General features: G+C 69.1%; 14 protein-coding genes. 9 read left to right on the top strand and 5 right to left on the bottom strand.

The genetic code is table 11. The annotated features are described in order from the left end of the window. The first annotated feature begins 65 nt into the window (after positions 1–65). The 7 genes from BMW35_RS07600 (at position 66) to BMW35_RS07570 (ending at position 7,952) form a co-directional block, all read left to right on the top strand. Positions 66–536 (top strand): YbaK/EbsC family protein, encoded by a 471-nt coding sequence (locus BMW35_RS07600; RefSeq protein WP_089668762.1) that lies wholly within the window; start codon positions 66–68, stop codon positions 534–536. Between the two features lie 42 nt (positions 537–578). Continuing rightward, entirely contained in the window at positions 579–1,535 is a 957-nt protein-coding gene (locus tag BMW35_RS07595; RefSeq protein WP_089668761.1) for an alpha/beta hydrolase, read from the top strand. 80 nt (positions 1,536–1,615) lie between these two features. After that, complete coding sequence (gene uvrA, locus BMW35_RS07590; RefSeq protein WP_089668760.1) at positions 1,616–4,585, top strand: excinuclease ABC subunit UvrA; 2,970 nt, start codon at positions 1,616–1,618, stop codon at positions 4,583–4,585. Positions 4,586–4,665: 80 nt separating this feature from the next. Continuing rightward, entirely contained in the window at positions 4,666–5,361 is a 696-nt protein-coding gene (locus tag BMW35_RS07585; RefSeq protein WP_089668759.1) for an HNH endonuclease, read from the top strand. A 117-nt stretch (positions 5,362–5,478) separates the two neighbouring features. Next, positions 5,479–6,141 carry a lactate utilization protein gene (locus tag BMW35_RS07580; protein ID WP_089668758.1) on the top strand — a complete coding sequence of 221 codons (663 nt, stop codon included), beginning with the start codon at positions 5,479–5,481 and terminating at the stop codon, positions 6,139–6,141. Between the two features lie 38 nt (positions 6,142–6,179). Then, a complete protein-coding gene (locus BMW35_RS07575) occupies positions 6,180–7,259 on the top strand; it encodes a geranylgeranyl reductase family protein (protein ID WP_089668757.1) in 1,080 nt (359 codons plus the stop codon). A gap of 81 nt (positions 7,260–7,340) precedes the next feature. After that, positions 7,341–7,952, top strand: a complete 612-nt coding sequence (locus tag BMW35_RS07570) for a hypothetical protein (RefSeq protein WP_089668756.1) — start codon at positions 7,341–7,343, stop codon at positions 7,950–7,952. A gap of 18 nt (positions 7,953–7,970) precedes the next feature. Here BMW35_RS07570 and BMW35_RS07565 read toward each other — a convergent pair whose 3' ends face one another. Further along, positions 7,971–8,999 carry a glycine cleavage T C-terminal barrel domain-containing protein gene (locus BMW35_RS07565; RefSeq protein WP_089668755.1) on the bottom strand — a complete coding sequence of 343 codons (1,029 nt, stop codon included), beginning with the start codon at positions 8,997–8,999 and terminating at the stop codon, positions 7,971–7,973. Between the two features lie 69 nt (positions 9,000–9,068). Further along, positions 9,069–9,365 (bottom strand): DUF6432 family protein, encoded by a 297-nt coding sequence (locus BMW35_RS07560; RefSeq protein ID WP_089668754.1) that lies wholly within the window; start codon positions 9,363–9,365, stop codon positions 9,069–9,071. Positions 9,366–9,446: 81 nt separating this feature from the next. On the opposite strand from BMW35_RS07560, the gene BMW35_RS07555 reads away from it, so the two are divergent. Both BMW35_RS07555 and BMW35_RS07550 read left to right on the top strand, forming a co-directional pair. Further along, positions 9,447–10,454: a DUF7093 family protein gene (locus BMW35_RS07555; RefSeq protein WP_089668753.1), complete on the top strand. Its 1,008-nt coding sequence runs from the start codon at positions 9,447–9,449 to the stop codon at positions 10,452–10,454. Positions 10,455–10,498: 44 nt separating this feature from the next. After that, positions 10,499–10,894: a DUF5611 family protein gene (locus tag BMW35_RS07550; RefSeq protein ID WP_089668752.1), complete on the top strand. Its 396-nt coding sequence runs from the start codon at positions 10,499–10,501 to the stop codon at positions 10,892–10,894. A gap of 90 nt (positions 10,895–10,984) precedes the next feature. On the opposite strand, the gene BMW35_RS07545 is transcribed toward BMW35_RS07550, so the two are convergent. The 3 genes from BMW35_RS07545 to BMW35_RS07535 all read right to left on the bottom strand — a co-directional run bounded on the left by BMW35_RS07545 (position 10,985) and on the right by BMW35_RS07535 (position 13,218). Further along, on the bottom strand, positions 10,985–11,341 hold the full coding sequence (locus BMW35_RS07545) for a cell division protein SepF (RefSeq protein ID WP_089668751.1): 357 nt from the start codon (positions 11,339–11,341) through the stop codon (positions 10,985–10,987). A gap of 65 nt (positions 11,342–11,406) precedes the next feature. Next, complete coding sequence (locus BMW35_RS07540) at positions 11,407–12,267, bottom strand: hypothetical protein (RefSeq protein WP_089668750.1); 861 nt, start codon at positions 12,265–12,267, stop codon at positions 11,407–11,409. A gap of 93 nt (positions 12,268–12,360) precedes the next feature. Next, a complete protein-coding gene (locus BMW35_RS07535; protein WP_089668749.1) occupies positions 12,361–13,218 on the bottom strand; it encodes a hypothetical protein in 858 nt (285 codons plus the stop codon). Positions 13,219–13,272 lie beyond the last annotated feature (54 nt).

The following is a 13,272-nucleotide window of genomic DNA, read 5'->3' as shown; positions in this document are numbered from 1 at the left end:
GAACCCAGTCACTCCGGTTGCGGCGAGCGACACGCCTAACTCCCCCGGCCCTGTCACCAACTCGCATGCACGAGCGAGCGGCGGAGTTCGCCGAGCGGGCCAGCGAGGAGTACGGCGTCGACGTGGACGTCCACGAGTTCGACGAGGGCACGAAGACCGCCGCCGACGCGGCCGACGCGGTGGGCTGTGACGTCGCTCAAATCGCCTCCAGCATCGTCGTCGTCGCGGACGGCGACCCGGTCGTGGTCGTGACCAGCGGCGCGAATCGCGTCGACCTGGACACGGTCGCGGTGTACCGGGACGCCAGCGACGCCCGGATGGCCGAGGCCGACGAGGTGAAAGAGGCGACCGGGTGGAGCATCGGCGGCGTCCCGCCGTTCTGCCACGCGACGGACGTGCCCGTGCTGCTGGACGAGACGCTTCTGGACCACGACGAGGTGTGGGCTGCGGCCGGCACGCCGACGGCAGTCTGGCCGGTCGACCCCGAGCGCCTGCGCGAGCTCGCGGGCGCGGAGCCCGCGGCCGTCGCGGAGTGAGGCGTCGGACGGCTTTTTGTCCGCGGCGGCCCACGAGCCGGTATGGACGGCGACAGCGACCTGGACGGGATGCACCCCGAGGCGCGGGAGGCGCTCCAGCGGCGGGAGCGTTTCATGCCGGACTCGATGCGGGACGCCGGCGCGCGACGGATTCGCTTGCTGGAGAGCGTGGCGAGCCGGTGGCAGAACTGGAATCCGCCCGCGGTCGGCGGCGTGACCGACGGCACGATTCCCGGGCCGGACGGCCGGATTCCCGTCCGCGCGTACCGGCCGGACACCGAGGGACCGTACCCGACAGTCGTCTTCTACCACGGCGGCGGCTTCGTCATCGGGAGTCTGGACAGTCACGACCTGCTCTGCCGGCACCTCGCGCGAGAGAGCGGCTGCGTCGTGCTGAGCGTCGACTACCGGCTGGCACCCGAACACCCGTTCCCGGCGGCCGTCGAGGACGCCTACGCCGCCCTGGAGTGGGCGGCCGACAACACGGCGACGCTCCGGGGCACCGGCGACCTCGCCGTCGTCGGGGACTCCGCGGGCGGCGCGCTGGCCGCCATCGTGGCGCTGATTGCCGCCGAGACCGACGGCCCCGAACTCGACTACCAGTACCTGCTGTACCCCGGTGTCGGTTTGGAGGAAGACCAGGACTCCGTCCGCGAGCACGCCGGCATCGTGCTCTCCGAGGACGACCTCCAGTGGTTCCGGGAGTGCTACTACGACAGCCCGGTCGACGAGCGCAACCCCTACGCGGACCCCGCGAAGGCCGGCGACCGCTCCGGCGTAGCGCCGGCGACGGTGCTGACGGCCGGCTTCGACCCGCTGCGGGACGGCGGCCGCCTGTACGCCGACCAGCTCGAAGCGGACGGCGTTCCGACGCGGTACGTCGAGTACGAGGACGTGATGCACGGCTTCGCGACGATGCTCGGGACGCCCGAACTCGAACGCGCCCACGACGCCGTCGCGGACGTCGCAGCCGACCTCCGAGAGGCGCTCGCGCACTGACTGCGACCGTCGCCGACAGGCCCTGCTGGGGCGTGCCGGGACCGATAAACCTTCACTGACCCGGCCCCTGTACTCGTGCAATGAGTGAGGAGTACATCGAGGTCACGGGGGCCGAGGAGCACAACCTCAAAGACCTCGACGTCACGCTGCCCCGGGAGTCGCTGAACGTCGTCACGGGGCTGTCCGGGTCCGGGAAGTCGAGCCTGGCGTTCGAGACCATCTACGCCGAGGGCCAGCGGCGCTACATCGAGAGCCTCTCCGCCTACGCGCGGAACTTCCTCGGACAGATGGACAAACCGCAGGTCGAGTCCGTCGAGGGCCTGAGCCCCGCAATCTCCATCGACCAGAAGAACGCCGCGAACAACCCCCGGTCGACGGTCGGGACCGTCACGGAACTCCACGACTACCTGCGGCTGCTGTACGCCCGCGTCGGCACGCCGCACTGCCCCGAGTGCGGCCGGGAGGTCGGCGAGCAGTCCGCCCAGCAGATGGTGCGGCGCATCCTCGAACTCCCCGAGGGGACGAAGGCGAAAATCGCCGCGCCGGTCGTCCGCGACCAGAAGGGCGCGTTCGAGGACCGCTTCGAGGACCTCGTCTCCGAGGGGTACTCGCGGGTGGAGGTCGACGGCGAGGCCTACGACCTCGCGTACGACGACCCGGACCTCGACGAGAACTACGACCACACCGTCGACGTGGTGGTCGACCGCGTCACCGTCAGCGACGACGCCCGCTCCCGCATCACGGACAGCGTGGAGACCGCGCTGGAGGAGGCCGGCGGCGTGCTGAAGGTCATCGTCCCCGAACCCGGCGAGGACGTGGCACTCGGCGGCGCGACGGCGCGCTCGACCGGCGACCTCGCCGAGGAGGGCAGCGACGACCGCCTCGTCGTGGAGTTCAGCGAGGACCTCGCGTGCACGCACTGCGGCATCGACATCAGCGAAATCGAGACCCGGTCGTTCTCCTTCAACAGCCCGCACGGCGCGTGTCCCGAGTGTGAGGGCATCGGGAACACGAAGGAGGTCAGCGAAGACCTCGTCGTCGTCGACGAGAGCAAGCCCATCAAGGACGTCTTCGAGGCCTGGAGCTACAACCGGTCGTACTACCGCACGCGACTGGACGCCGTCGCCGCGCACTTCGATGTGAGCGTGACCACGCCGTTCGAGGACTTAGACGAGGACACCCAGCAGGCGTTCCTCTACGGCACCAGCGACGAAGTCGTCTTCGAGCGCTCCACGAAGAACGGCACCCGGCGGAAGGAGAAGCGCTTCGAGGGCGTCATCCCGAATCTGGAGCGACGCTACGTGGAGACGGATTCGGAGTCCACCCGGGACCACATCGAGAAGTACATGTCCGTGACGACGTGCCCGGCCTGCGACGGCACGCGTCTGAAACCCTCCTCGCGGGCCGTCCTCGTCGACGACACGCCCATCACCGAAGTCAACCAGATGAGCATCGGTGACGCCCTCGACCACTTCGAGGGGATGGAAGCGGGGATGGACGAGCGCGACACCAAAATCGCCGAGGAGATTCTCAAGGAGATTCGTGCCCGCCTCGGCTTCATGACCGAGGTCGGCCTGGAGTACCTCACACTGAACCGGGAGGCGTCGACGCTCTCCGGCGGCGAGAGCCAGCGTATCCGGCTCGCCACCCAGATCGGCTCCGGGCTCGTCGGCGTGCTGTACGTCCTCGACGAGCCGAGCATCGGGCTCCACCAGCGCGACAACGACCGCCTCCTGAACACCCTCGAAGAGCTGCGGGACCTCGGGAACACGCTCGTGGTCGTCGAACACGACGAGGAGACGATGCGGCGGGCCGACAACGTCGTCGACATGGGGCCGGGGCCGGGCCGCCACGGCGGCGAGGTCGTCGCCAACGGCAGCGTCGAGGACCTGATGGAGACCGAGCGCTCCGTCACGGGCGACTACCTCGCCGGCCGCAAGCAGATTCCCGTCCCCGACGAGCGACGGGACTACGAGGACGCGCTCACGGTCGAGGGCGCGCGCCAGCATAACCTCCGCGACCTCGACGTCGACCTCCCAATTGGCGCGTTCACGGCCATCACCGGCGTGTCGGGCTCCGGGAAGTCGACGCTGATGCACGACATCCTCTACAAGGGTCTCGCCCGCGAGATGAACGACAACACGAGCGTCGACCCCGGCGAGCACGACGCCATCGAGGGCATCGAACACGTCGAGACCGTGCGGCTCATCGACCAGAGCCCCATCGGCCGCACGCCGCGCTCCAATCCGGCGACGTACACGGGCATCTTCGACTACATCCGCGAGAAGTTCGCGGAGACCAAACTCGCCAAGCAGCGCGGCTACGAGAAGGGGCGGTTCTCGTTCAACGTCAAGGGCGGCCGCTGTGAGGCCTGCGGTGGGCAGGGCACCCAGAAGATCGAGATGAACTTCCTCTCGGACGTCCACGTGCCCTGCGAGGAGTGCGGCGGCGACCGCTACAACGACGAGACCCTCGACGTGACGTTCAAGGGCAAGACCATCGCGGACGTCCTCCAGATGAGCGTCGAGGAGGCCTACGACTTCTTCGAGGCGGACTCGCGGCTCGGCCGCCGCCTCCAGTTGCTGAAGGACGTCGGCCTCGACTACATGCGCCTCGGCCAGCCGTCGACCACCCTCAGCGGCGGCGAGGCCCAGCGCGTCAAACTCGCCGAGGAACTCGGGAAGAAGGACTCCGGCGACACGCTCTACCTGCTCGACGAGCCGACGACCGGCCTCCACAGCGCCGACGAGCGAAAGCTCATCGAGGTGCTCCAGCGGCTCACCGACCGCGGCAACACCGTCGTCGTCATCGAGCACGAACTCGACCTCGTGAAGAACGCCGACCACGTCGTCGACCTCGGCCCGGAGGGCGGCGAGGCCGGCGGCGACGTTGTCGCCACCGGTACACCCGAAGAAGTCGCTCGAAACGACGACAGCCACACCGGCCGCTACCTCCGGGACAAACTCCCGGCGGTCGACCTCGAAGGACCCCGGAGCGACCGCGAGAAGCCCGCGAAAGAACAGGCAGCGCCGACGGCGGACGACGACTGACGCGTCGCGTCTCCGGCCTCGCCGACCCTTCTCGTCTGGCGCTCCGAAGGCTTTAGATCGGGCGATTCGAAGCGGGCGTCATGTCTCGATGGCGGCGCGTCGTCCGACGGGAGCTCGCCCGGTACCGCGACGACACCGGGTGGCGGGTCGTCGAGCTACAGGAGCTCTACGGCCAGCTCGGGCCGGTACTTCAGGCGGAGTTCCCCGACAACAACAACCCCGAGGCGAAGCTCCGACAGATTCTCCAGCAGCTCGCCGAGCGCGGGGAAGTCGAGTTCGTGGACGGCGACGGCACCTACCGCATCGGTGACCTCGCCGAGACGGCGGGCAAGTCTGTGAGTGACGCCGCCGACCCGGGCGAGGGCTGGACGTACGAGGCTCGCGAATACGAGACGACCGTCGGCGCGCGCTCCCTCCCGGCGGCGTTCCGGGAGGCGGTCCTCTCGCGGTACGACACGCGGTGTCCCGTCTCCGGCGTCGACCACCCACGACTGCTCGACGTCGCCCACGTGCTGTCGTGGAGCGGCCACGAGTCGCTGCGCACCGACCCGACCAACGTCGTCGCGCTCGACAAGACCCACCACGCCGCCTTCGATGCGGGGCTGTACACGCTCGACGCCGACCTTCGGCTGCGCGTCTCGCCGGACTTCGAGACGGACAGCGATGTCCTCCAGCGGACGCTCCTCGACCGGGACGGCGACCGCGTCGACATCGACGCGGACCTGCTCGACCCGACCTACCTCGAACGCCGCAACCGGGCCCTCGACTGGTGGTGACGGCGACGCCGAAACCGCCGGTGAAGCCGCACTAACCCGGTGACACGGGGGTTACTCGTTCGGGCGCGTCTCGCCGGTGGGCGCACGTTCTTTCCCGGGCGGCGACTGTACGAGTGTATGAGCCAGCAGACGAAGGCTGACTACGTGGACGACGTGGACGTGGACGACGACTGGGACGAGCACCCGAGCGAGGCGGAACTCGAAGCGACTGTCGAGAACCTCGAAGCCAGCGGGTTCGACGTCGAAGTCGTCGCGGACGCCGAGGCCGCTCTGGAGTACGTCACCGACGCGATTCCGGCCGGCGCGTCCGTGATGAACGGCCACTCAACGACCCTCGAAGAGATCGGGTTCGACGACTATCTGGGCGAGGGCGACCACAACTGGGAGAACCTCGCCGCCGACATCTGGAGCATCGACGACGACGCCGAGCGTGACGCCGCCCGGCGGGCGTCCCAGACGGCGGACTACTTCCTCGGCAGCGTCAACGGCATCGCTCGCGAGGAGGGGACGCTGGTCGCCGCGGACCTCTCCGGGAGCCGCGTCGGCGCGTACCCCTTCGCGGCCCAGAATCTCCTGCTGGTCGCGGGCGTGAACAAAGTCGTCGAGGACGTCGAGGCAGCCCGCGAGCGCCTCCACGAGTACGCGTGGGCGTTCGAGAACGAGCGCGCACAGGAGGCATACGGCGTCGAGAGCGCGGCGGCGAAGGAACTCATCTACCGCCAGGAGGGCACCGAGGGCCGCACGACTATCGTGCTCGTCGAGGAGACGTTCGGCTACTAGGCGAAGGCTCTTTCTTCCGCGCGTCGTAGGAAGCGGCGATGTACGACTTCGCGGTCGTCGGCGTGGGACCGGCCGGCGCGCGGTTCGCGCGGCGGGCGGCCGAGCGCGGCTACGACGTGGTCGCCTTCGAGTCGGGGGAACTCGGGAAGCCGCTGGCGTGTTCGGGGCACGTCAGCCTTGACGTCTGGGAGTTCGTCCCTGACGAGTACCACGACGACCTCTTCCAGAACGAGATTCGGGGCGCGCGCTTCCACCTCGGCGGCGCGGATTCGCCTTCTCACCCCTTCTACAAGCAGGACGCCATCTCGAACGCCATCGACCGCGTGCAACTGGACAAGGTGCTCGCCGACGCCGCCCGCGACGCCGGTGCGGACGTCCGCGAGCAGCACACGGTCACGGGCGTCACTGAACACCGGGATAGCGTGGACCTCACCGTCCGGGGACCAGAGGAGACCTTCGACGTGTCCGCGAAGATGGTCGCCGGCAGCGACGGCCCCCAGTCCCGCGTCCGGGAGGCGCTCGGGCTGCCGGAACCGGACGAGTTCCTGCACGGCGCGCTCGCGTTCGACCCCGAGCCAGACCACGAGGACTTCGTGGACGTCCACCTCACCGTCCCCGAGTTCTTCGCGTGGCGCATCCCCAGAGGCGAGGGCGGCGTCGAGTACGGCCTCGCGGCAGCGCCCGGCGAGGACGTGCCCGGACGCTTCGACGACCTCGTGGCCGACTACGGCGTCGACGTCGAACACCGCTGCTCCGGCGTTATCCCCATCGGCCCGCCGGACACGGTCACGAGCCGCCGGGGATTCCTGCTCGGCGACGCGGCCGGTCAGACGAAGCCGTTCACCGGCGGCGGCATCCGGTACGGGATGGCGGCCGCCGACGCCGCCGCTCGGGAACTCGACCCCGACCGGCCGGGCACGCTCGCCGGCTACGAGCGCGCGTGGCGCGAGGAACTCGGCCGCGACATCACACTCGGCCACCTCGTCCGCAGCGGGTACTCGATGCCGGAGCCGATACAGCGAGCCGGGATGAAGCTGTTCTCGGGGGAAATCGCGGTCCACATGGACCAGCCGACGAGCCTGTTCTCGCTCGACCAGCTGCGGGCGATGCTGAAGTAACGCGGACGGTGACCGCTGCACCGTCCGACCGCAGAGATGTCCACAAAAAGACATTTGTTGCTGGCGCTTTCAGGCTGCGTCGTGTCCCCAACGCCCTCCCGCCGCCGCTTCCTCGCGCTCTGTGCGGCCGGTAGTTCGGTCGCACTGGCTGGCTGTCAGTCGGAAACACCGTCGACCGAGACCACCCGAAAACCGCCCGAGAAGACCGACGACCCGCCGACCGGCCTGGTCTGGCAGAAAGAAGTTGCCGTCGAACTCTCCCGCGCGGACCCACCGACCAGAACGGACCTGCTCCGGCTGAAGTACGACGACCGGGAGCCGGGAGCCGGGACTGTCTCCGGCTCGTTCGACCCCGCGTACCTCGACGGCGCCGTCAATGGCGCGTCCGTCACCGTCTCCGAGTCTCACCACGACACACTGACGACCGAGTTCGGAGACGTTACGTACATGATTTACATGGGGCCGGTGAACGACGCTGGCGACCACCTCCACGTGCCGTCTCGCCGGGCCGAATTCAACGACATCCCGCTCGCCGGCACCGCCGCCGTCGAAACGTTCCGGGTACGTGAATCCGAGGATGACCGGGGAGAGGAGTACGCTCGACCGATAGCGACGTCCGGGCCGAGCGAGCCGCCGGCCGACGTCGACGTCCGCCAGTTCGACCTCGGGGCGCGCTTCGACGCCGACTACTGACCCGGCGGAGCGACGCCGCTAGAACTCGGGGATTCGCCGCGAGCGCTGCCCAGTCTCGACGAACGGCAGGTCGACGACCGACGCGGCCACGTCGCCGCCGACCGCAACCTCGTCACCCACTTCGACGCCCGACGCGGCGGCGAACGCCAGCGGTGCGTCGACCGTCGGACAGTCGGCAGCGCGCGTTATCTCGCCGATAGTCTCGCCGTCGACCGAGACGGCGGCACCCGGTTCGGGAAGTGACTCGGGTTCGAGGCCGACCAGTCGCTCGCCGTCTTCCAGCGCGCCGGTCTCGCCGACGAGCCGCGAGAGGCCGAGTGCGGCGGGCGTCCGGCCGCGGAGTTCGGTCTCGAACAGCGGCGTGCCGGCCTCCAGTGTGAGCGTCGCCCAGGTCTCGTGACCGAAGGGGACGGCGTTCAGGCCGCGCACGAGCAGCGTCTGGAACACCTCGTCGGCGTCCGCGGCGGCGCAGACGACGAAGTACCCCTCGTCGCCGGCCACGTCGTCGTCGCGGACGACGGTGACGCCGCCCTCCATCTCGCCGCGCACGAACCGCAGGCGCTCCTCGGGCGGGCTGGCGTGGTGGAGGACGCTCGCCACCTTCTCCGTCGCGTTCGGTCCGTGAACGCCGAACGTTCCGAAGTCGTCGGTCGCCAGCGAGACCCCAGCGTCGCGGCCGCCAGCTTGCTCTCGGACCGCCGCGGCCACCCGCTCGCCGTCGCCGGCCGGCAGGAAGAGGAGCAGTCTGTCACCGGTCGCGAACACGTAGCAGTCGGCGGCCACGGTGCCTGAGTCGTCCAGCAGGACGACGTAGCTCGCCTCGCCGTCGGTGGCCGGCACCGAGCCCGCGACCGCGTCGTCGACGATGGCGTGGCGGTCCGCCCCCGCCGCGACGACCACGTCGAAGGCGTGCTCGGTGACGCCGACGCCGTTGCGCACCGCGCGGTGCGTGCGCTCCGGGCGGCCGTACTCCGCGGGGAACGACCGCCCCGCCACCTCGCGGAACGTCGCGCCGTGAGCCTCGTGGGCTTCCCTAACGACAGTCATGTCCGACTCTCGCCGCCCGCGCGGCGTAAACCCACCGCATCCCGGCGTCCGCGCCGGTTCGCAGCGCGGTCAGAGCCCGATGCGGCGCTTGATGGCGTCGAAGATGGAGTCCTCGTGGCTCTCGTCCTCGGGGCTGGGGACGACGCGGTCGTCGACGGTGAACTTCGTCCGGCCGTCTGACTCCTCGGCGTGGACGAGCCCGTCGCTAGTCAGCGACCCGAGGGCGTCCTCGATACCGTCGATGTCGGCGTCGACGCTCGCGCGCAACTCGAAGACGGTCATGCCGCCGTTCGCGCGCTCGACGAGCGCGTCGAGCACCGCGACCTCCGTTCCGGGCCGGTCGCGATACTCGCGCTTCGCAGGCATACCTGAACGGACGTACGCCGGCGTCTTAGCCGTGTCCCTGAACGGTAGTCTTTTGCCGTTGGGCCGGATACGACCCTGCCAATGGGTATCAGGTGTTCCCTGCTCGGGCACGACTACGGCGAGTCGTTCGTCGAGCGGGACCGCGAGGAACGCGGGAACGAGGTGGTCGTGACCGAGCGCGAGCTGCGGGAGTGTAACCGGTGTGGTGCCGAACACGTCACCAGTGAGAACACCGAAGTCCGTCCGGTCCAGCCCGAACCGGAGTCGACGACCGACGCCGACGCCAGCACCGACACGGCCTCGCCGACGGACACCGTCGACGCGGGAGCGCAACCGACGGACGACGACCCCGACACCGGTGACGCCGGCGGCGCGTTCACGTCCGCGACCGAAGTCATCGAACAGGCCGAAGCCGGAATGTCGGGCGGCGCGGAGGCGTCCGGCGCGGGCGTCGACGACACCACGGACCCGGCCGCCGACCCGGACGCGGACGACGCGGTCATCCTCGACGACGACCCGGACGACACGGGCCCGGGCAGCGACCAGTGGGACGAACCCGCCGACCCCGAGGTCGACCCGGACGACCCCGGAACGCCGACGCCGGACCCCGAGGACGAGGACGTGGAGTTCGTCGGGTCCAGCGGCCCCGACGAACCGGTGGACCCCGACCCCAGCGAGCCAGCGGACAGCGACACGAGCACGGGCGTCGACGCGGCCAGTGCGACCGCAGGCACCGCGACGGAGCCCGGCGACGACCTAGAGCGCGACCGCGGCGAGTGGCCGGAACCGGAGGGCGAAGACCAAGGCTTCGACGCGACGCCGGGCGACGACCCGGCCGGTGAAGCCGGCGCAGCCACCGCGGACGCCGAGACGGGGACCTTCGAGTTCGGCGAGGAGCCCGAACCCGACCCCGCCGCGGAGACCGGCTTCACGAGCGCCGGGCCGGTCGACCAGGCCGGGACCGACGACCTCGACTTCACGCTGTTCTGTCCCGAGTGCGGCTTCGAGCGGTACGCCGCCGGGTCGAGTCTGCGCGCCGGCGACATCTGTCCGGAGTGCAAGCGCGGCTACCTCGGCGAGGACCGCTGACGCCACACGAAGGGACTAAAACCCTCGCTGCCGTTCTCGCGCTCATGAAGGAGTACAAGATGCGGAGAGGGGAGTACCTCGAGGAACGAGTGCCCGAGATGGCCGACACCGTCGAGGAGTACTTCGGCGAGATTACGGGCACCGAGGAGTTCAAAGGCAGCGACCTCTTCGTCGTCGAGGACCCCAAGAACCCCGTCTTCGACCGCGTCGTCGCGGGGACGGTCTCGTACTCCGGGAAGAAGGACAAGCTCGGCGTGGAGTTCGAGGAGCGGCCCGCCGAGGACGTCATCGCAGAGGGCAACGCCGACGCGGCCGCCGACGCCGTCGACGCGAAAAACGACTTCCTGCTGGAGGCGACCGGCCGGGACGCGAAGTCCCGCCGCGATTCAATGAAGCGCGCCGTCGAGGACGACGCCGACAAGCCCGACAACGTCTCGTAACGCGCACTCGCGCCGCTTCTCCGGTCGTGTCAGTCGAAAACAGAGCGCGTATCGGTAGCCTGCTAGACGTACGTACTCGGGGACGACCGCTCAGGGACGGTTGAGCTTCGACCGGCTGATCGCGATGCCGTTCGGCGTGACGATGAGCTGGTCGTCGCCCTTCTGGACGATGTCGCCGCCGACCTCCGTGGCGACCTGCCGGAGTTCGTCGATGACGTGTTCGACCATGCTGTCCTCGGTGCGGAGTCGCGTGATGTCCGCGACGACGAGATCACCGTCGTAGACCGCGTCCTTGATCGCGATGACGTCCTCTTGGCCGTCGATCTCCGCGATGTGGACGGAGACGTTCGCCTCCCCGCCGTCCGTGTCGAAGTCCTCGACGTCCAGTTCCACGTAGTCCTCGGTGGTACTCCCGCTCCCACCGAGAATCTTGTCCATGAAGCCCATACCGAACACACCGGCCCGCCGCGTGCATAGTTCTTGCGTCAGACGCGGCGAACCGGCCGCCTGCACTACGCGTCGGACTTGTTCAGGTCAGTCTCGTTCAGCGCGGTCTCGTACCAGTCGGGCTGCTCGACGGGGTCGGTGACATCCGTGTCGAAGGACACGGAGCGCGCCACTGTCGCGTTCCCGCGCTCGTAAACCATCTCGATGGAGCGGACCTGCCCGTCGGCGGCGACAGTCACCGTGAACTCGGCGTTCGTCGTCTCCTCGCGGCCGAGTGGAAGTCGGTCCGCGCCCCCCGACAGCCTGACTGCGCTCTCGTCGTCTTCGGGCACCTCGACGGCGTCGGCGCGGCTTGCGAGCGTGTAGACGAGGTCGCGCCCGTACTGCCCGCGGTAGCTCCGCTCGAACACCTGGGCGGGCGGCACCACGACAGTCTCGTCCTCTGCCCGGAAGGTGTACGCGCCGTACTCGACGGTCGACTCGTTCTCGGTCCGCCAGAGCATGCGTTCACTGTCGGCGTACGTCTCGAACGCCTCGGCTCCGAACATCGGCCCGACCTGCATCCCGTCACTGGAAACGTTGTACTGCCAGTGGGATTCGTTCGTCATGGCGAGTGACGCGTTCCGGAACGCGGTGCCTGACGCGGTCGTCCGACGGACCCGGTCGTAAGTGACGAGCGACTGGTTTCTGACGGTGGCGAGGTGGGCGTCCGCCAGCACCCGCGCATCCTCGACGCCGTCGGCCGTGACGCCGGGCGCGAGCTGTTCGGCGGACTCGGTCGTCGCTGTCGCGGTCGTCGCTTCGGTCGTCTCGGCCGTCGTTTGGGTGGGGGCGGTCGTCGTCGCGTCGTCTTGACCGGTGATACCGGCACAGCCGGCGGTCGCGACGAGGAGGACACAGGCCAGGGCGGCGAACCGACGTGTCATGAATGCGGTTACTTCTCCAGAACTCAAAAGTAACGTGGGTGTCGCCTGCCACACCAGCCGTCTGGGCAGGTCGAACGGTCCTGTTCCGCTACTCTACGCGGTCGTCTCGTTCAGGTCAGTCTCGTTCAGCGCGGTCTCGTACCACTCGGGCTGCTCGACGGGGTCGGTGACGTCGGTGTCGAAGGACAGCGAGCGCTCGACGGTCGCGTTCTCGGACGGATAGGACAGCTCGATGGACTGCACGAGGCCGTCCGCCGAGACGGTCGCGGTGAACTCGACGTCGCCACTCCGAGTGAATCGCGTCGACAGTTCGCTGGTGCTGCCGGACAACTCGACTGCTCCGTCGCCGCCATCCAGCGCCTCGACGCTGTCGGCGTTCGCGGCGAGCGTGTAGACGTGGCTGCGCTCGTACAGCGACTGGTAGGTATCCTGTTCGAATGTCTGGTTTGGCGGGACGGGCTGGTCGTCGCCGTCGATGGTGATCGACATGACGCCGTACGACGTGTTCCCGGCGGTGTCGTTTTCGAGCTGCCAGAGGACCCGACTGCCGTCGGCGTACGTGTCGTAGGTTCCGTTCGTGACGCCGAGGGCAACGCCGACGCCCTCGCCGGTCGTCGTCAGCCGCCACAGCGACTCGTTCTCGACGGCGAACGTCTGGTTCCGGGCGGCTATCACTGACTCGTTCGTCCGAGTGGCGTTCGAGTGCTTCACGAAGCCGCCGTCTCTGAGGGCGCTCTGGTGGGCGTCGGCGAGCGCTCGGGCGTCTTCGACGCCGTCGGTGGTCACGCCGGGCGCGAGCTGTTCGACTGACTCGGTCGTCGCTGTCGCGGTCGTCTCGGCCGTCGTTTGGGTGGGGGCGGTCGTCGTCGCGTCGTCTTGTGCAGTGATACCGGCACAGCCGGCGGTCGCGACGAGGAGGACACAGGCCAGGGCGGTGAGCCGACGTGTCATAGGTTCCACTATTCTGCCAGTCCACAAAAGTTCCGGGGTGTGTCTTCACGGGCT

It is taken from the genome of Halobacterium jilantaiense (assembly GCF_900110535.1).
Lineage (GTDB): Archaea > Halobacteriota > Halobacteria > Halobacteriales > Halobacteriaceae > Halobacterium > Halobacterium jilantaiense.
This window is presented reverse-complemented; position numbering and strand designations above follow the sequence as displayed.